Raw genomic sequence first — 20,644 nt, 5'->3', positions numbered from 1 at the left:
CATATATCCATCATGGATCAACCATTATTTCTCGGTAAATTCTTCATCATTTTATCGAAATCACTCTCCAACTGCTGCATTTCCCTTTTTCGATAGATATTGAATTCTTTCTCAGCTTTTTCAACAGCCTGCCTATGAGATACCGAACCTTTCCCTTCGAGTAGTTTGCGCTGAAGCATTATTATTTGATTATCAAGTGCTTTTATCCAATCAGACATCCTCATTTCCCGCATTTCAAGTGCTTGAAATTCCGCAAAGTCAAGAAACTGGGATACAAGGAGATTCAACCGTTTCAATTCGTTTTCGGAAAGATAGTTCTTGGCTATTTTAACATCATCCCGGGTTATATAATTCCCTTTGAAATTTGTCATACCAACCATCGGTTTATCGCTATCTACTCGTTCATAGATTATTTCGGCAGCAGTATGTTCATGAACCGCATAATGAAGCTTGTTCTGAACGGTGGCAAAAAACTCCCGTGTCATATCCGCACGAGGGTCATAATCAATGGAAGTGGCATAAATATCCGTTACCTGTTGGTAAAAATTACGTTCGGAAGCCCGGATATCACGGATACGTTGCAATAATTCCCTAAAATAGCGATTTCCTCCTTGCTTCAACCGTTCATCATCCATCGTGAAGCCTTTTTGGATATATTCGTGCAATCGTTCTGTCGCCCACCGCCTGAACCGTGTGGCCACCTGCGACTGTACCCTGTATCCCAACGCAATAATCACATCAAGATTGTAATGGTCTATATTACGTTGTACTTGTCGTTGCCCTTCTTTGCGAACTAACAAGAATTTCTTGTGAGTTGCCTCGCTATCCGATAATTCATTGTCTGAAAATATATTCTGGATATGTGAGGCTATATTTTGCTGGGTCGTATCATAGATCTCCGCCAACTGTTGCTGGGATAACCATACATCATCGTTAGCAAAGCGGGCATTGACTTTCGTCACCCCGTTTTCGTCTTGGTATATCACTATGTTGTTTATGTTCTGTTCCATATTTTCCTAATCATAGAAGTTCTTCCCACAATGCGAAGATAAACTATTTCAATACAAAAAGTGAGTGTCTTCAAAGAATTTCGCAAAGGCACTTCAATTTCTTCACTTATAATTCACCCGAAATCACCCTAAGTCACCCAAAGCGACAAAGCCCCCACGCCCTGCCGTATCTTTGTATCAACATTAAAAAACAACACATTATGATCCGCTACAAGAAGTATCAAAACAAGAACGAGAAGAACGTGACAACCTTCAACAAGTGGTACGCCCGTGCCGTATGCGAGGAGACGGTAGACATCGCCGCCTTGGCCGAGCACATGTCCACCCACAACACCCCCTTCTCCACCGGCGCCATCCACGGCATGCTGAAGGACATGGTGAATTGTATCAAGGAGCTGCTGATGGACGGCAAGAACGTGAAGATAGACGACCTCGGCATCTTCAGCGTGGGTATCCGCTCGAAGGGGGCCGTCACGCCGGAGGATTTCTCCACGCAAGGCAATATCATCGGCGTACGCCTTCGTGCCCGTGCCACGGGCAACCTCTCCAGCGCCTCGCTCAAGCTGACGGCCAAGCTCCGTGAGTACACCGAGTACTCGAACGGAGAGGTGACCCCGGGCGGGGGCGATTCCGAGAGCCCGGACGAGATTTAGGGAATTGAAAATTGAGAATTGAAAATTGAAAATTAAGTGGTATGGAGATTTCTGTTTTTATACGTGAATACGCTCCGCTGGCTGGGGAGGCCGGGCGGGCGTTCCGGATCGATCCGGTGGTGATCTTGGCACAGGCGGCCATCGAGACGGGTTGGGGCGAGAGTACGCTCTGCCGGGAGTATCATAACTTTTTCGGCATCACGGCCTACGGGCTGCCCAACGTATGGTGGACCGGCCGGTGGACGGAGCTGTCGCCCCGCTCGCTACGTTTCCGGATCTACCCGGACGATAAGTGCTCGTTCATGGATTACTGCCGCCTGCTTCGCTCGGCCTATCCCCGGGCGGCCGACATGAGCGCCAACCCTACGGCCTTCGCCAAGGAGATCGCCTACAGCCCCTACATCAGCGAGGTGAACGGCGACAACCGGGAAGCCTATCGTAAGCTGATCGTCCAGCTTTGCCGAAAAATCAGCTCGCAACTATCAATCGTTAATCAAAAGGGCGGGCAGATGCCGTCCCTATCATCAACTGTCAACTAAAATGAAATACCTTGAACTCATCCTCCGTTGCCTCACGGCGCTCCTCCGGGTCATCTTCCCGCAGCATCCCCCTGTTCCCGAAACGACAGACGCTACCGGCGCTGCTCCTTCTCCTGCTAGCCCTCCTCTCCCTCCTCATGCGGGAGACGGAGGTGACGCTAGCGGCGATCGGCGCCTCGCTGACGCTCTTCCGCCACGACGGCACCCCTCCTCCCCACCGCCCCCCGGGGCGGACTGGCTGGGTATCTCCGGCTACACCCTCCTCATAGCGGGGTGCGCAGGGTGCCTCTTGAAGTACTGGGGTTATTAGAGGAAATGGGAATTTGAAGAATACTATTTTCTTCAAGCAAAAAGGGTATGCCGTGATGCATACCCTTTAACTTTTATTAAACCATCTATTCCTTTTGTGGTTATAAAAGAACATATAACCATCAATTATTCAAGACAAACTCTTTAAGAGCAAGAATCTGTAAGCACCATTCAAAATAAAAACGATAAGGAAGTCCCCTGCCTTCCTTATCGCCATAAACCTTTAGTTTCTCCAAGCTTCCGGCTGTACCAAGTACGGAGTACCTGTTTCCGGATCTGTACCCAAAGTCAAGATCTCATCGTCAGGAACGGGCAACATTGTCTTATTTGCCGGCAGGTAAGAGGCACCCGCAAACTTAGAGATATACTGTTTCTCATAGTCCACATAGGCTTTCAACTCACTAGCCATCACATCACCACCCCAACGGGACAAATCGAACCAGCGCTCACCTTCCATAGCCAACTCTAACTTACGCTCCATGCGAATCGCCTTGATACAAACATCTTTGTTTGAGAATGCGGCATGTGAAGAAGGATATTCGGCAATCTTATAATTAGCGGCTGGAGTCCCATCATCTAACTTAACAATATTAACATCCAAAGCCGCACGACGACGAATCTTGTTAACCTGCTCCATCGCACCTTTCAGATTCCCAGCGTTAGCCAAGCATTCAGCATATAATAAAGTTAAGTCACGAACACTTAAATATTGCAAGTTCATAGCAGAACCCGGTGCCCAACCACCATACAACGCTTTCATACCAGCCGCATTCTCCGCACTACTATAAACATGCTTCTTCGGCATAAAGATACCACCATTCGTAGCATCTCGTACCCATCCATTCTCTGGGAATCCCCAATCCTTATAAGGAATACCAAAACGACCTACAGCAAAATCCAATCGAGGATCGACCGCAATGTTATTATCGTTAACGGCTAGCACAGCATCTTGGGAACTATCGGAGTTACGAACAGATACACTCTTCTTCGTACGATATTCACCGTTCAAGTAAGGAAGGCCATTCGCATCTACTTGGAACGAATTCACCAACTCAAAAGAAGGCTGGTAGAAACCACAACATCCACCGGGACCCGTATTATGCGGATATGCTAAACAGAAGGCAGCACCTCCCATATTCTCTGCCGCATTTGAATATTGTACCGCAAAAATAGATTCCTTACCATTTTCTGTCAAAGCATTGAAGTTATTGTCCAGATCATCTTCCAGTCCATAAGCCATACCCTTAGACGTAACACCATTCGTCAACACATCCGCTAAGATAGGTTGCGCTTCCGCCAAATCACCATGCCACATCAAGATCTTAGCCTTCAGAGCCTTCGCAGCGGACTTATTCGCCCGGCCAACCTCACCAACAACCTCAGGATCATCTGATAAATTCGCTATAGCATCATCCACGTCGGCAACGACCAAGCTATAGATATCTTTGTCATTATGCACCTTTGGGTCATTCTCTTGATTAGTCTCATCAATATAGGGGAGATAAACACCAAACACACGCATTCCCTCGAAATAAGCCAAGGCTCGTAAGAATTTCAACTCGCCTTTACGCATTTGGCGAATTTCCTCCTTCATATCCTCCGCATTTTCCAAGACCTGAAGAGCCAAGTTAACACGTTTGCTCATTTGATACACCCAAACCCATTTTTGCTTGATATAGCCATTGGTCGACAATGTATTATACAATTCTATCTCATTCACCGTAGATTGGTCGTTAGGGTCTGATCCCTTGTTAGCATCACCCCCATAAATACCACCCCATACCCAGTTAAACGGAGAAGCTTGATAGGGATCGTATCCTTCCACAGGAGAGGCTAAACCCGCATAAGCACTAGTAACCAGCAACTCCACACCTTGAGCATTCGCCAAAGCCTCCGGGGTCAAAACTCCTTGCGGCTCCTTTCCCAAGAAATCATCGCCACAAGACCCTAAAGTCAGCATACTGGCAAAAGCCAACGCTAATATATATTTGTTGTGTTTCATAATAAAATTCATTTTAAAAGTTAATCAAATCCCTAAACATTAGAAAGCGAAATTTACACCGAACAAGAAACGCATCGTTGAAGGCCATCCACCCATATCAACACCTCTCTGTAGGTCTCCCCCACTTTCTTTGCCCATATCCGCATTCGTATATTCCGGATCCAATCCAGAGTAACCGGTAATAGTCAGCAAATTCTCGGCTTGTACATACAAACGTAAGTTTTGGATACCCACCTTAGATAACACGCTCTTCGGAAGCGTATAACCCAAAACCACATTCTTCAAACGCAAGAACGAAGCATTCTCTACGTAATAAGAGTTCGAGAATTTACCAGAATAACCATCGTTCGAATCCAAGATCGGCAAAATGGCATTGCTATTATCAGCACCGGGAGTCCAAGATTGATCACGCATACGCTCAGACTTGTTACCGTTGAACATCCAGAAGTCCGTAAAATATTTCGTATTGTTAAACAGGTCATTGCCAATAGTTGAATACCAGAACATCGTGAAGTCCCAGTTTTTCCAAGTAACCGTAGCGTTTAAGCCAGCGATCAAATCAGGATGGGGAGAACCGATGAACGTACGGTCTCTTTCCGTCAACTTACCATCCTTATCCACATCATCAAACTTAAATTTACCGACCCAAGCCTTGGCGGACTCAGCGTTCAATCCGGATTGTCCTAGAGGCGGCAAGGCCAAAACCTCGTCAACGTTCTCATAGAAACCATTCACCTTGTAACCATAGAACTCAGAGATAGCATGTCCTTTCGTCGTACGGGTCACGTTTCCATCCAAGCGAGTTCCCGCTCCCCACAAAGAGGCATCATCCGACTCCGAGATACGCAGTACCTCGTTCTTATAATGGGAAAGGTTCAAACTTACGTCCCAAGACCAATCACCTTTTGAATCTCTATAATTCAAGTTCAAATCGACACCCGTATTCTTGATATCACCGAAATTGATATATGGTTTCTTGATCTCCGGGTTAGCAAACGCTGAATATTGAGCCTCGATCAACATATCCGTTGTCTTCTTCCAATACCACTCAGCACCAATATTGAATTTACCATTTAAGAAAGTAGCGTCCACTCCGACGTTCCACATCTCTGTAGACTCCCACTTGGTATCCTCGTTTCCATATTTATCTAAGATGAAACCTGTTGTAGTAGAATTATTCTGTCCGTTCAAATCGTAGTCAGAACGTTTCGGGTAAGTTGCAAGTTCCATAGCATAGTTCGTAATACGAGGAACCTCAGAGTTTCCTGTCTGTCCATAACCGACACGCAACTTCAAATCGTCCAACCAATCTCTCGTACTTTCCATGAAATCCTCTTGGGAAATACGCCAACCTAAAGAAGCGGATGGGAACACACCATAACGATTAGATTTTGAGAAACGAGATACACCATCCCGACGGATGATACCTGTGAACAAATATTTATCATTGAAAGAATAATCTACACGGCCGAACAAGCCAAACAAAGCAAACTCACCCTTATATTCGGAATTCGCCAAACGCTGGTTGTTATTCTCACCCATATTCAGCACCCAACTATTCGTATTATCCTCAAACAAATAATTGTAACGACGACCGGTCAACTTGCGTCCCAGACCGTCACGGATAGCCTCCGTACCTAACAGAACGGTAAGTTTATGGATATCATTAAAAGTCTTGTTATAGGTCAACGTATTCGTCCATACCCAACGATAATTAAACTCACTTTGTTCCTCAAAGTTATTCTGTCCCATAGACTCTGAGAACTCCGGATTTTTCTTTTCCATGCGATAATAATACCGGTTCGTATAGTCGATACCGAAGTTCGTACGGAATGTCAAGTCCTTGAAAATATCCGCCTCAGCCCATAAGTTACCAAAGATACGGTTGCGAGTATAATAGTTGTCCTTATTACGGACTTGATTGGCTACCGGATTCTGGAAGTTACCCGTACCGGAGAACTTTGATCCAGCGAAATTACCTGCGATATCATATACCGGAACCCAAGGAGAAGCACGATATGTCCACGAATAAGGATTAGATTCCGCTCCATTCGCACTCAAGCCATTATCTTTCGTGAAAGCATACGTTAAGTTCTCACCCACACGTAACCAGTCACGTACATTGAAAGAGGTATTCGCACGCACTTGATAACGCTGATAGTAAGAATCAATTACCGTACCGTCTTGTTTGAAATAGTTTGCGCTTAAGTTATACTGTCCCTTTTCCGTACCACCGGACAAGCCGATCTGGTGATTTTGAATCATGGCGGCACGATCTAACTCATCCCACCAGTCCGTATCTGAGAATGGTGCGTAAGTTGTAGTAGGATAATCATAGTCGCTCGGATCTATTGTAGTAGAACCCTGAGCACCTGATTGTGTCAAGTAATTCGGGATAGAAGGTCTATCCCCCGTACCAAATTGAGGATTACTTGGATAACCTCCGATATCACGCATAGCAATATTATTCTTCTGCGCCTCCCAATCTTGGTTCAAGCGATCCATAGAATTCAACACGTCATATTTCTTACCCGTCTTCTGGACACCAATATAACCGTCGTACGTTAATCTCGGTTGCCCGCTCTTCGTACCTTTCTTCGTCGTGATCAAGATAACACCGTTCGCAGCCTGCGCACCATAGATAGCGGCAGAAGAGGCATCCTTCAATACCTGCATACTCTCAATATCGTTCGGATTCAAAGTACTTAGATCCTGATTACGTGTTGACACGCCGTCAATTACGTATAATGGGCCGTTATCATTAACCGTATTGATACCACGAATACGAACCATTGAAGGAGAACCCGGAGAACCGGTCTGACCGATATATACACCGGCCGCCTTACCTTGCAACTGCTGGGTAGCGGAAGATCCGGAAGATGCCAAAAGGTCCTTCGTATCGACTACTGCCACGGAGCCTGTGATATCTTTCTTCTGCTGCGTACCGTAACCTACTACTACGACCTCATCAAGGTTTTGCGTATCTTCTTTCAATGTCACATTTACCACTTCTCCCGAAGCAGGAATTTGCTGAGATACATAACCAATGTAGGAAACGACTAAAATGGAGTTGGGCTCAACTTCCAAGGAATACTTACCGTCAAGGTCGGTAATCGTACCGTTTGTAGTACCTTTTACTACAACATTTACACCCAAAAGGGGTTCACCCTTTGCGTCAGTTACCGTACCGGTAACTTTCTTAGCTTGTTGGGAGATGGACACATTCGCGTTAGACGCATGGATTGGAGGGGTTACACCCGCACCGACCATAAGGAAACAAAGTGCCAAACCCAGCCCGCTTTTAACAAAAGCCAACTGTTTGTTCATCATAACACAAAAATAGGTTAACATTAATAATTATATCCACTCTTCGGATACGGGTACAAATATAAATTATTATTCTTAATAAACAACAATAGTATGCATATTTTTTTCACATTCCCTTGAACTTGCGGATATGTGTTCGTACAAATAGCTATTATAGACCCAATAAGGCTTATTCTTGTTAACAAAAAGACACCTTCACAAGAATCAACAATATGTTAAAAACCGCATAAAAAAAATACAATCTATTCCTAATTTTTCCGAAGACTTTTAAACCTTATTATCAATCTACAGCACGGTAAACGAGTCTCTTGGGCCATATAAAACAAAAGAGGACGCCGTTTTACCGACATCCTCCTAAGCTCTTATCGCATTAGATCCATGAGCCTTACCGGCTGCCGGCTATCGATTTACTCACGATATTCGTTACGGCCTCTTGCATCTTCTCGATGACGCCGCTGTTTTCCATCCCGTATTCGGAGGCGATCGTCTCCAGATTCGGGGAACCGATCCAAACCTTGCCGTCCGCATCTTCCCAAACGGAGATACGTAGCGGCAGCTCCAAAGAGATAGACGGATCTTGCTGCATCAATAAAGTCCCGACTTTCGGCGAGCCGAAGACGATCACCTTATTCGGAGGCAGCTTCATCCCTACCTCGCTAGCGTTTCGCCCATGATCGAACACGGCGAACACGGAACCTCCTTGAGACTTGATAATCTCCTCGATCCGCCGCATCGTCTCATCCACGCTAAACGGGCTTACCGCTTTATCCATCAAACGATTCTTTTTCTCCATGGCTGTAATTTTCTTTAGTTTTGTCAAGACAGGAGTCTTGACCGTCCGTACGCTCGACTTCCGGTCATTATTCAGCTGCTCATAAATAACGATTTTATTCTCTCCTTTGTTCAGCCATACGCCCGGTATGTAAAGCGTTTGCTGAGGGCCGGCGTACCAATAGCGACCGATATTGATGCCATTGATGAAAATAATGCCCTTTCCCCAATCCTCCATATCGATAAACGTATCGCCGGTATCGGACAGATGGAAGGTTCCCTCGTAGAGAACCGGCTTATTCCCCAACGCCGCTACCTCGGGCGAGCCATTCTTATAGACATAAGGTTCGCCGGAGACCAAAGCCGGCATCCGGTCCATCGGGAGCTTGTACATCTTCCAGTCCGATATCTCGCTGCCGTTAATCTTGACCGAGCTGATGATCCCCTTCGTATTGCGTACGATCTCCTCGCCATAATTGATACGCCCCATGTTCTCCACCAAGATGTCCAAGGTAGCGTTGAACGGGATATCGATTTCCATCGCATATTGGTTGAAGCAACGGTTTAACTCGCCGACACGCTCGCCATCCACGTAGATCGTAGCGTAATCACGCAAGCCCGGTATCTCCAAACGGCCTTTCAGGGGTTGGTTGAAATGGGTAGAGTACAAGACGTAGCCGTATCCTTGGTTCAATTGCTCGAACGTGAGAGGTGTCGGAGACGCTACCGGTTCCCCTTCTTTCGCCAAGGCCAACACATCGGCTACCTTCGTCAAGGAGATCGACGGGATCTCGATCAGCGGTATAGGGGCTGGGGCCTCGGGGACGTCATAAGTGACGTATTTCCGGATCACGTTGCGGATCGAGTCGAACTTCGGGGTCACCCAACCCGCCTCGCTGATCGGGGCGTCGTAGTCGTAGCTGGTCAAGTCCGGCTGGATATCATGCTTCTTGTCGTAATTGGCGCCACTGGTGAAACCGAAATTCGTACCGCCATGAACCATATAGAAATTGAAAGAGACATCGTTTTGGAGGTACGTCTCCGTCTGCCTCGCTATGCCGGAATCGCTTATATCGGGGAATGGTTCCGCCCAGTGCATCAGCCAACCGGGATAAAACTCGGCTACCATATACGGGCCTACTCCCCCGTGATACTCGTTCACCACCTTTTTCAAGTTCTCCACGTTACTCTCCCCGTTCGCCGTAGGCAACGCTCCCGGGGTGGAACCGCCCTCGAACAACCAGCTTCCGTCCGAGGTGAACAGAGGCACGTTGAAACCGGCGTCCGCCAATTGCCGCTTGATCTTGGCGTTGTAGCGGCGATGTTCCTCCAAGGGGATATCCTTACGTTGCGCCACGTAAGAGCCGAACTCGTTCTCGGCCTGCACCATGATGATAGGGCCGCCTTTCGACACCTGCAAGTCGCCGACCTGCTCGTAAAGCTTATCGATATAAAGCTTCGTGCGTTTCAAGAACTCCGGGTTATCCCGGCGGATCTCCATGCCCGGTATATTCTGCAACCACCACGGATAACCACCGAACTCCCACTCGGCGCATACGTACGGGCCGGGACGGAGGATTACCATCAATCCCTCCTCTCCCGCTATCCGGATATACTCGGCCAGATTCTTGTCTCCCTCGAAATCCCATTTACCCGGCTCCGTCTCGTGCAGGTTCCAGAAGACATAGGTAGCGACCGTATTCAAGCCCATCGCTCGCATCATCCGAAGGCGATGCCGCCAATATTGATGAGGGATACGAGGGTAATGCATCTCACCCGAGAGGATCGGGGTTACCTTCCCGTTTACATAAAAATGACCGTCCTTGATCTCGAACGTACGTTTCTCCTTGGCGAACGAGCCGACAGGTATCAGCATCAAAAGGAGCAATAGATAGGCGATTTTCTTTTTCATGGAATCCATGTGTTATAAAGATTTATTTTTAGGTTTAAGATCTCGTGGCAAATGTATGTAAATAAAAAGAGGATGCCAAATAAATGACATCCTCTCTAGCTTATATATTATATAATGTATAAGTCTGTATTAAGCTTGCTCCAACTGCAAAGTCTTAGTCGGCTGGTCGCAAACCTCCGTCGGACCGAAGTACTGGATCGGACCCGGATATACATAGCTAGTAGTCAAAGCCCACTCGTCACGGTTAGCGGCGAACGCCTTGAAAGGAGCGCCGTCAAGCTTAACCAAAGCCTTCTGGATAACCGGCTTCATCTCGCCATGACGTTTCTCCATGTTCATCATCATAGTAACAGGGATACCACCGGCGATCCATTGATCAGCGGGAGCGGTCGTGTTACGTACGGAAGACATATAACCTGTCTTACCGGCGGCGATCAAGCAAGATGCCGTGTAACCCAAAGAGTAGCAGTAGTCCGCATCGTAGTTAGACGGAGCGGCGCAACGACCCTCGTAACCGAAGAAGTGGTGTTGTGCGGCGAACTTGCCTACGTACTTGCCCTCGGCCTTCCACTCAGCCAATTTCTTGCCAACCATCTCAGACAATAACTTCTCAGTCTCGATCAAAGAAACCTGTACGTTTCCGTGCGGGTCACGGTCCAAAGACAACTGACGAGCTACGCCCTCCGGAAGAGAAGCGTACAGATCAGAGTTCTCCTTCGTCAACTTGCTGATGATATAAGCACGTTGCTCGCTCTTCTTGATCATCTTGAACTCAGCATCGTGCTTAGCCAAGAAGTCGTTCAACTCGGCAATCAAGCGTTTCATAGCCGGAACGAACTCGATCAAGCCCTCAGGGATCAATACCGTACCGAAGTTGTTACCCTCAGCGGCACGCTTAGCCACGATACCAGCCACGTAAGTAACGATATCGTCCAAAGACATATTCTTCTCCTCAACCTCCTCGGAGATGATACAAACGTTCGGTTGAGTCTGCAAAGCGCACTCCAAAGCGATATGAGAAGCGGAGCGACCCATCAATTTGATGAAGTGCCAGTATTTCTGAGCGGAGTTACAGTCACGTTGGATGTTACCGATTACCTCGGAGTAAACCTTACAAGCCGTGTCGAAACCGAAAGAGGTCTCGATCTGGGCATTCTTCAAGTCACCGTCGATCGTCTTCGGGCAACCGATTACCTGTACGCCGGCGCCGATAGCCTTGTAATACTCGGCCAATACGCAAGCGTTCGTGTTAGAATCGTCACCACCGATAATAACCAAAGCCTTGATATCAAGCTCTTTCAAGATCTGAAGACCTTTATCGAATTGCTCTTTCGTCTCTAATTTCGTACGACCGGAACCGATCATATCGAAGCCACCCGTGTTACGGTACTCGTCGATAATATCAGCCGTCAATTCCATATATTTATGATCGATCAAACCGCCCGGGCCCAAGATGAAACCATACAGACGAGAATCCGCATTGTGAGCCTTGATACCATCGAACAAACCAGCGATCACGTTGTGACCACCGGGAGCCTGACCACCGGAAAGGATCACACCAACGTTCATGACAGGCATAGCCTTCTCCTCGTTACTCTTCTCGAATGTAACGATCGGCATTCCGTAAGTGTTCGGGAACAATTTCTTGATTTCTTCCTGATCGGCTACTGATTGAGTATACTCGCCGTCAACGGCTTTCACTGCACCTTTCAACGCAGCGGGTACCTTCGGTTGGTAAGCTGCTCTTGCGATTTGTAATGCACTCTTTGTCATTTCTTAATTGATTTATTTAGAAATTATTTGATACGTGTTCAAAAGTGACGCGAATATAAGGAAAAAAATCCGTATTAATAAAAGAGAAGGGGGATATGTTCATTCAAAATAGCATCGAAAAAAACTTCCGGGAAATCACTGGTAAACTTGCCCTCATCATTATAACCGATCAACCTTCAACAAGAAGAGGGTGTGTCATCATGAAGTGAACACGAGAAAACAGGTAGCTTACTGTATATTTTACTTGACTATTTTTTACCCGGTCGTGTTTTTCCAAAAACACGTACGTAATTTTCAAGAAACACGTACGTGTTTTTTCGAAAACATGTACGTGTTTTACTCAAATCTCCATCATAATTTATATCCATCTAATTATAAGCCAGTTATAAACCATTTCAAACAAATGCTTTATTGTATTTTTTTAATCCGTTTACTCTGTAGGCTACTTCAATGGCACAATAGAGTAAACTATTCATCAATTTGCACCTAATTATCACAAAAGACTTCGTATATTTACATCTTCTATTAACGTTAGTTAATCACAAGATTCGATGCGAAAAAGCCCTCTTGCACTCCTATTATCGCTTATCTGCTTGATCTCGTCTCATAACGAGATACAAGGTCAAGGACATCCCCCCACAGATTCCTTACGGCAATTGGCTGCCACCTGTGAGGGTAAAGAAAAGCATGATCTACTGATGCGTATAGCCATGTCCACCAACGATATCGCCGACTGGGACGCTACGCTCAACGACGCTATCGACCGGTGCGATACTCCGGCTATCTGTCAATCAAGATTGAATCGTATACAATGCCTCTTTAATTTCTACTCCGTGGATTCGGCTATCATCGAGGCGCAGGAAAGCCTTCCTTTTATATTGGATGCCAAGCAATACAGTTTCTACTTCTCCACCTATAATACTTATATATCCGGATTGTTCAAGCAAAGACGGTTCGACGAGGCCCGTGAGGAAGCCACAGCCATGTTCGAGACGGCGCAACAGGTTAAACAACCGGTAGGCATGACGATGGCCTTGCAGGTACAAGGCAGCATGTATTATAAACTCGGCTTGTACGACCAAGCCCTCACCTCGCTGGAAAAAGGGATCGCTATATGCCCCACTTACGAGAATGGCGAGAACCAAGTACTCTACATCTCGGCCGTTCTTTACGAATGGCTCTTCATGACCGCCCTGAAGGTAAACGACACGGAACGCATATCCCGTTACGCCGACAGCTATGCCGCCCTCGTCAAATGGAGGGACGAGCATGGGAAAGTGGATCCTACCGGACATTATCCTGTCACCTCCCGCTCTCTCCAAGCCTTGTCTTTCCTGAAAAAAGGGCAAATAAAAGAGACGAGACGATTGCTGGATGAGGCAGCCCGGTTTATTCATCCCCAGATCCCGGCCAACGCTTATGAGCATTTTTACGAGGCTCGTCGAGAATTACGGGAAATGACAGGAGATTACCAAGGGGCTATCAAGGATATGGATATCCTGTTAGCTGCTCATGAGGGCGACCTATCTTTCTATATGGACGATTTGTTGAAGAAAGCGGAACTTCTGGCTCATTCCGGAGATCCCCGGTCCTGTATATCGCTCTATCATACGTATATACAGGCGAAAGACTCGGTAAACCGGTTGGATATCGCCTCTCGGATGGATCAACTACGGACTATTTACGAGGTAGACCGGCTCAACCAAGAGAGGCAATACGCAAGGAACTGGATGTTCGCCGCCTTTACCGGTTGCTTGCTCCTTGTCCTTTTGCTAGCGGGATATATCATTTATTCCCAATCTCTAAAAGCAAAGAATCAAGTGCTTTACAGACGTATACAGGAACAGATCCGGCAGGAGAATAAGGCGGTGGAAACCATTAAGCAAATACCCGAGAACGATCTTTCCCGGGAATTACGTTTATTCATAAACTTGAACGAGTTATTGAAAAAAGAAAAACTATACACCGATCCCACCTTGAACCGGGATGATCTGGCACAACGTTTGGGGACCAACCGTACCTATTTGATGGAAGCCGTACGTACTTACGGCGGGAATATGACCGTCCGCGAATATATTTATGACTTTCGTCTAAAGCATGCCGCCGAACTGCTCTCCTCTCCCTCCGCCCTCTCGATCGATCAAATCTGCTATGACTCCGGGTTCGCTTCCCGCTCGGTATTTTACCGCCTTTTCCGACAGAGCTATGGTCTGTCTCCTAACGAATATCGAAAACTTGCGGAGAAAGAAAAAGAAAATTAAAATACTATATTTCAAAAACTTGCGCCACACGGACAAATGTTTTGCGCCACACGGACAGCTTTTAGGATTACTATTCGCATATTGAAGCGATATCTGTTAATCCTAAAAACAAACTATATATGAAGACAAATTATTTTTTTCTCCTTTTCTTTCTTTTGATTCTGATGGGATGTTCGGATGACAAAAACATTCCGGATATCCCGGCCTCCACAGAGGACACCTATGAAGGAGTACACGATCTGATCAGTTTCACGAAAGAAACCGAAGATTTCACGTATGGAGACCTGACTTTCTACATCAAGACTCCCGGCGGGAACATTATCCAACGGAAAGCCAAGCACCGGCGATTATCCGGAACTTCCCTATTCACCATGGAAAAAGGGCTGAAGGAGGGTAAATACCAGCTACTATATATGGAATATACCATCCAATCGGATTGCCCGGACATTGACGGGCGAAATGGGGAGTTCGGCATGGGGTGCTACATTACCGTCAGCGAGAATGGGATCTCCACCGAAACCAACCGTGACGAGCGAATCGGCCTGTATGGGAACGGTACGCCGGAAGATCCGTACCGGATAACCTCTGCCGATGATTTGGCGAAGATACAAGAAGCGATCCTCAACTTCCACAACAATGGTAACCTTGTTAATTCCTCCACCTGCTTCAAGCAACAAAATGACATTAGCATGGCCAACTATAATGACCAATGCGGCTGGGAGGGCAACTGGTACCAGATCGGATTATCAGCCAGTTATCCTTTCACGGGTTACTATGACGGCAACGGCTATACGATCCGGGATCTGAAAATGTTAGATAAAAACGCCGTGGGCGCTAGTTTGTTCGGCTTCGTAAATCAAGCCATCATCTCGAATCTCACCATCGAGAAAGCCACCATAACCGGCTATGGGGCGCTATCGGCTATCGTAGGAGCCGTTACCACCAAGGGGGGAAGCATCAATAAGACATTCATAAAAGGGTGCATAGTAAAAAAATCCACCATCGAAAGCCGTAGCGATGGCGTAGTCACGGACGGCATGGCCATAGGCGGGATCGCCGGCATGGTAGACCCAAACGTAAATCTCTGGATAGATTCCTGCTCGGTAGAGGATTGCACTATAAACGGGGCGATTGCCGTAGGAGGAATCCTTGGCGGAGGAACAGTGTACTCAATGACACAAATCACGAACTCCCACAACCGGAATACCAAGGTAACCGCATCTTACAATTGTGCCGGAGGAATCGTTGGGTACGCCGATACGCTCTATGTATATTCATGCAGCAATAATGGCTCTATCAAAGGTGCCGCATCCACAACCGCTCCTCCCGGAAACCTTCCTGCCAATTCTATATATAATGTAGGAGCGGGCGGGATCGCCGGAGGAAGCGGATTGAGCACCATCATTTCCAGCCGAAACAGCGGGACGGTGCAAGGAAGCAGGGGCGTAGGGGGAATTATCGGAAGCACACTGGTAACTACCCAGCCGAAAACTTATTATAATAACACGTTTATCGGTTTTTGCTCGAACTCGGGGAATATAAACGGCGACAGTTATATAGGAGGATTATGCGGTGAGGCGCAACTTGGCGCTTATAAATCGTATAATGAGGGTATGATCGAGGCTAATTCATCCTTCGCTGGTGGAATTTTAGGATTCGCTCCCTTGGCCTCCATCACCAACACGGCGAATTTCAATAAAGTAATCGCCTCCTCTTATAGCGGAGGAATAGCCGGTTCCATCCTTGCCGGCTCGTTGGGTATTAACACGAATCTGGGGGAAGTAGCCTCCTACCATGAATATGCCGGTGGTATGATAGGAAGGGCAGGGAATACGCTTGCCATGAACTATTGTTCCAATTTCGCACCGATATCAGGTTCCTCATACCTCGGTGGTATGATCGGCGAGGTAGGCGACGCAAGGAAATGGACGATCATGGACGGCGTATCCTTGGGGTTTGCCACATTCGAACTAGCGTCTACTCTTGTCGGATTTGTCCCTTTCGCTAAAATCGTGGGAGAAAGCGGAGAAATCCTTGTTAACTGCGCCCTTACAGTACTTAGCCTCGTCTTAAATGATATCGATATTTTATCAGAAGGTTTTAGCGTATTCGGGCTTATTTCACACGGTCATCCGGAGATTATAGAAACAGAGAGGCTGAAAGGTGTCATTACCCATGATATCGCCATGTTGGAATCAGACATGGACACGAAACTGGCCAATAAAATAGATAACCTATCGTTCGCAAGCATCAAACTGAGGAGCAAAGATATGACAAATAGGTTCATGTCTAATCGAAAGGCATTAACAGAATGGTTTGAAAGTGGGGCAAACCACCAGATTTATAGTGACGCGATGAATTATAAGAGAGGATTACTCTCCAAACAGATCCTTAAAAGCAAAAAAAACGAAGAAGTTCTACATACGGTTGTCAGTGGTGTTTGTTGCGCGGTCAATTCAGCCTTGCTTTTTGTTACAGTTATCACTTTCCCCGAAGGTGTTCCCGCTGTAGCCTTGATGGGAGGTGCGCTAGCGTTAGTCAGTTTCGGCAATTCGGTTTCGGCCACTCTTGATGATTTCGTGGAAAACTCCGTCGTTATCACACAATGCTTGAACGCCGGAGAGATTGGCCAATATAGCAGCGGAGGCTTGGTAGGCCAACTTCAGCAAAGCTGCCTTATCTCCGATTGTATAAATATGGGACGCTCAAATAAAAGAGCCAATGCCCTAATTGGAGTTGTCAATCCAAACGTAAGGGTAGGCAGGAACTTGAATGTCGGGGAGAATTGGTATCTTTTCGCACCTCCCGCATCCGTTTCTTATTTTGGGAATTACTGCATGCTGGGCACTGTAGAGCAACCGAATCCTGTGATTATGAGCATATTCAGCTTACAAGACTTAAAATCGGAAAAGACCTTTACTGGATGGGACTTTGATGTAAAATGGGAAATACCATCCAACGAAACAGGCAGCTTTCCGATCCCTAAGAAATCCGAGATGCAATTTGATAAACCTAATTTATAAATAAACGAACAAACATGAAAACATACACTAAAACAATATGGAATATATGCGCATGCATGCTTATCATCTTGCTCGGCGGATGCGCGGACGATGACATCATACGAAACGACTGCGGATCGACCTTGCAAGAGACAGAATCTCATCTAATAAGCACGTTCTCCTTGCCGGAAGGCAAAACTCCCATACAAGATACGAGAGAACAGATCTTTTTCCAGTTGAGATCGCTGAGCGATAACTCCATACAGCTCATGGAAGGTAAGATCCGGAAAAACGCGGGGATTCTTTCCTGTGAAATGTTTATCCCCAATAATCTGGTATTAGAAGATGGAGACTATATACTTTGGTTAAAATTCGATGAAGAAGGCAGCGTCTATCCACTAAGCTATCATCTGACATTCCGTGACAAGATGGTCAGTATGGTACGTGATACTAAATATATTTACGAGATGCTGAATGGCGAAGGTACGGAAGAAAATCCTTATCTGATTACTTCCACCAACGATTTCGCCTATCTCGTGTCTCAATTAGCCACGTACGACAGTAATTACGGATACGGGCAATTCTTCAAGCAAATAGCCGACATCAAAGCTCCTATCCCCAATTGCCTGTATCAAGGCAACGCTTATAAAAGCGCCCCGTTCGCAGGAAACTACGACGGTGATTCCCACAAGATACTAAACCTAACCTATCTCGGGACGAACGGCGGAGAGCAAAGCGACGCAATCGGGCTTTTCTCCATTTTACACGACGGGGCAGTGATCCGGAATCTTGATATAGAAGGAGCGGATATAGAGTATCCGGGGAATTGTTGCGGATTGCTTGCGGGAGTAGCTAACGGGAATATACGAATCGAGAATTTAACCTTAAACGGTAATATCAAGTCCACGAAGGATAAGGTTGGCGGTTTAATAGGCTATATCGAGGGCAACGCCCAGTCGTTGGCGCAAATCAGTATCCGGAATGTGCGATTAGGCGTCTCATTCTCGGAATCCGGCAGCTCTTATATCGGAGCGTTGATCGGCTGGGCCGAGAACGCTTCCATTCAAGTGGAGGATATCAGTAGCGACGGGATTTTCAAAAACTTGAGAGGGAATAATCATGTGGCCGGTCTGATCGGGAAATTATATGGTCAAATCGATGCCAGAAAAATTAAGCTGCAACATACCACCTTAAACGATTTCCCGATATCCGGAAACCAGAACGTAGGCGGATTGATCGGTGAGGCATTCTTACAGGCGGCATCCAGTTTCAAAGACATAACCATCGACATGCCGATCAAAGGTAGCTCCTATGTCGGCGGGTTAATCGGTCAGATCCGGTCGGAAGCCCCTACCAGTACCCTCATCACCATCGAGAACTTCCAGTTGTCCAATCCGGCAAATCGGTCTCAAATCCAAGGGGGTAGTTATGTGGGTGGAATGATCGGATATTCCCACAAAACACACGCAAACGCATTTACGATAGAGCTTAAAGGGGAATCCTTGTTTCATGCCTCGATAACCGGGCAGTCTGTTATAGGAGGTATTTTCGGTTCTTTAGATGATACCCAAATACAATTTACCCCGGCCTCACGATTGTATATGGATAATGAATCCCTTGAAGCTTCTTCAGGGATTTGTGGCACTTTAGCCGGAGCCTTATCTTACCAAGAACCGGGGAAAGAAATTCTTTTGGATCCGGAAATATTGGTGATTAATCCCAACATCAAAATAAAAGGAGGAAATAACGTAGGAGGAATCATCGGAACATTATATAATGGGACGTTGACAGGAACCTATACCCCCGAATTCAGTGCCACGAACGTAATCGTGAGCAAGATTCCACGACCTATTTTCCCGGGTAACATAAATTCGGAAAAACCCTATCGAGAAAATGCCGCTTCTGTTGGAGGAATTGTCGGATATGCCGATAAATCTACCCTCAGAAGACTCTTCACGCAACTTTCCATTTACGGCAGAAGTACTGTCGGAGGAATCATCGGATATGCGAGCGATACTCAAATATCAGATTGTGGCGTGAAAACAGAAACATTTAATAATGGGAATAATAGCGCCATTATGGTAGGAGGAATTATCGGACAAGCATCGTGCTCATCCCACTGTGAGTTTTCCAATCTAGTAAATTACAGTGATATCTCCTCAGGATCCAATTATATCGGAGGCATTTTCGGGAGTATGGTAGCAGGAACTAGCGTAAAGATCAATAAAGTCGTGAATTTAGGTAAGATATCAGCCACAAATAACGTAGGCGGTATCATAGGGAAAACTTCAGGAAAAGACATAGAGGTTTATGACGCGGCTAATTTCGGCGTAATCCAAGGTATCGCAGGAGATAAAGAATACGGAGTGGGCGGTATAGCCGGTGCCGCCGAGGATGCCATTACAATTTATAAATCCGTTAACCACGGAAATATCACCATAAACAGGAATGCCAAGTATTATGGAGCAGGAGGTATCTTGGGGTATGTGAAGCAAGGGGGAGCACATGTCCGTTACTGTTGTAACCGGGCAAATATAGACTATCCGAAAGATAAAGAAGACAGCCATGGCATTGGAGGTATCGTGGGTAGCATAGAAAAGGCTAACGATAACGACGACAGTTACGTACTGGATTGCTACAATATGGGAGAAATCAACGGACAGCAAAAAGCGATCAGCACGCTTGGTACCGACTACCGGGGAGGGATCGTAGGAAACCTCGGAAGCCACGGGAGATGTTACCGGGCCGTAAACGGGGGCTATGTCCGCTTTGGAAACGCAGGTGTCGGATACGGCAACAAGAAGAACCTGACACATATCTATATCTCGCCCGGTACAGGCAAAGACTTTGGGGCAACGTATATCCCCCAACCAACCAGAGAAGATAAAAATATTTACCAAGGATTCGACTTCACGGGAGATCATGATCCAAACCGGCAACCGGTCTGGGTTCTGGGTGGCACATATAGCTCGGAGAATAAAATGCTACCCTACTTGCATTCAGGAAAATGTTATTTCCAATTCGCAAAATATGCCCCATAAAGGATTGACAAACTATACAAGGTAGCAAGCATTCCCATAGCTAT

Annotated in this window: 9 protein-coding genes and 2 pseudogenes; 5 read left to right on the top strand and 6 right to left on the bottom strand. The window is 46.5% G+C overall.

All coding sequences use genetic code 11. The annotated features are described in order from the left end of the window. Positions 1–17: 17 nt before the first annotated feature. Positions 18–1,010: a virulence RhuM family protein gene (locus NBH07_RS00325; RefSeq protein WP_009017804.1), complete on the bottom strand. Its 993-nt coding sequence runs from the start codon at positions 1,008–1,010 to the stop codon at positions 18–20. Between the two features lie 200 nt (positions 1,011–1,210). Here NBH07_RS00325 and NBH07_RS00320 point away from each other — a divergent pair, with 200 nt between their 5' ends. Continuing rightward, the gene (locus NBH07_RS00320) at positions 1,211–1,663 is read left to right on the top strand and encodes an HU family DNA-binding protein (RefSeq protein WP_039848681.1); all 453 of its coding nucleotides are present in this window, start codon (positions 1,211–1,213) and stop codon (positions 1,661–1,663) included. 41 nt (positions 1,664–1,704) lie between these two features. Further along, positions 1,705–2,202: a glucosaminidase domain-containing protein gene (locus tag NBH07_RS00315; RefSeq protein WP_005868062.1), complete on the top strand. Its 498-nt coding sequence runs from the start codon at positions 1,705–1,707 to the stop codon at positions 2,200–2,202. A 532-nt stretch (positions 2,203–2,734) separates the two neighbouring features. On the opposite strand, the gene NBH07_RS00310 is transcribed toward NBH07_RS00315, so the two are convergent. From NBH07_RS00310 to NBH07_RS00295, 5 genes and pseudogenes are all read right to left on the bottom strand, one after another. Next, positions 2,735–4,513, bottom strand: a complete 1,779-nt coding sequence (locus NBH07_RS00310; RefSeq protein WP_156682643.1) for a RagB/SusD family nutrient uptake outer membrane protein — start codon at positions 4,511–4,513, stop codon at positions 2,735–2,737. A 39-nt stretch (positions 4,514–4,552) separates the two neighbouring features. Then, positions 4,553–7,843 carry a SusC/RagA family TonB-linked outer membrane protein gene (locus tag NBH07_RS00305; protein ID WP_250833438.1) on the bottom strand — a complete coding sequence of 1,097 codons (3,291 nt, stop codon included), beginning with the start codon at positions 7,841–7,843 and terminating at the stop codon, positions 4,553–4,555. A 382-nt stretch (positions 7,844–8,225) separates the two neighbouring features. Beyond that, a pseudogene (locus tag NBH07_RS22720) lies at positions 8,226–8,585 on the bottom strand (DUF302 domain-containing protein); the annotation flags it as partial. Positions 8,586–8,645: 60 nt separating this feature from the next. Next, positions 8,646–10,523 (bottom strand): annotated as a pseudogene (locus NBH07_RS00300) (glycoside hydrolase family 35 protein); the annotation flags it as partial. 129 nt (positions 10,524–10,652) lie between these two features. Beyond that, a complete protein-coding gene (locus NBH07_RS00295; RefSeq protein WP_005855923.1) occupies positions 10,653–12,296 on the bottom strand; it encodes a diphosphate--fructose-6-phosphate 1-phosphotransferase in 1,644 nt (547 codons plus the stop codon). 551 nt (positions 12,297–12,847) lie between these two features. Between NBH07_RS00295 and NBH07_RS00290 the strand changes: the two genes are divergently transcribed. The 3 genes from NBH07_RS00290 to NBH07_RS00280 all read left to right on the top strand — a co-directional run bounded on the left by NBH07_RS00290 (position 12,848) and on the right by NBH07_RS00280 (position 20,600). Beyond that, a complete protein-coding gene (locus NBH07_RS00290; RefSeq protein ID WP_009017799.1) occupies positions 12,848–14,557 on the top strand; it encodes a helix-turn-helix domain-containing protein in 1,710 nt (569 codons plus the stop codon). Positions 14,558–14,676: 119 nt separating this feature from the next. Next, complete coding sequence (locus tag NBH07_RS00285) at positions 14,677–17,580, top strand: autotransporter outer membrane beta-barrel domain-containing protein (protein WP_009017798.1); 2,904 nt, start codon at positions 14,677–14,679, stop codon at positions 17,578–17,580. A 14-nt stretch (positions 17,581–17,594) separates the two neighbouring features. Next, entirely contained in the window at positions 17,595–20,600 is a 3,006-nt protein-coding gene (locus NBH07_RS00280; protein ID WP_009017797.1) for a M26 family metallopeptidase, read from the top strand. Positions 20,601–20,644: the final 44 nt, after the last annotated feature.

It is taken from the genome of Parabacteroides sp. B2-S-102, assembly GCF_023656665.1.
GTDB classification, from domain to species: Bacteria; Bacteroidota; Bacteroidia; order Bacteroidales; family Tannerellaceae; genus Parabacteroides; species Parabacteroides distasonis.
Note: the sequence above shows the minus strand (reverse complement) of the source record. Positions and strands in the feature narration are given on the sequence as shown.

Coding starts and splice junctions, on each gene's coding strand:
- NBH07_RS00285 (WP_009017798.1), top strand. CDS start 14,677: ATGAAGACAAATTATTTTTTTCTCCTTTTCTTTCTTTTGATTCTGATG.
- NBH07_RS00310 (WP_156682643.1), bottom strand. CDS start 4,513: ATGAAACACAACAAATATATATTAGCGTTGGCTTTTGCCAGTATGCTG.
- NBH07_RS00325 (WP_009017804.1), bottom strand. CDS start 1,010: ATGGAACAGAACATAAACAACATAGTGATATACCAAGACGAAAACGGG.
- NBH07_RS00315 (WP_005868062.1), top strand. CDS start 1,705: ATGGAGATTTCTGTTTTTATACGTGAATACGCTCCGCTGGCTGGGGAG.
- NBH07_RS00280 (WP_009017797.1), top strand. CDS start 17,595: ATGAAAACATACACTAAAACAATATGGAATATATGCGCATGCATGCTT.
- NBH07_RS00305 (WP_250833438.1), bottom strand. CDS start 7,843: ATGATGAACAAACAGTTGGCTTTTGTTAAAAGCGGGCTGGGTTTGGCA.
- NBH07_RS00320 (WP_039848681.1), top strand. CDS start 1,211: ATGATCCGCTACAAGAAGTATCAAAACAAGAACGAGAAGAACGTGACA.
- NBH07_RS00295 (WP_005855923.1), bottom strand. CDS start 12,296: ATGACAAAGAGTGCATTACAAATCGCAAGAGCAGCTTACCAACCGAAG.
- NBH07_RS00290 (WP_009017799.1), top strand. CDS start 12,848: ATGCGAAAAAGCCCTCTTGCACTCCTATTATCGCTTATCTGCTTGATC.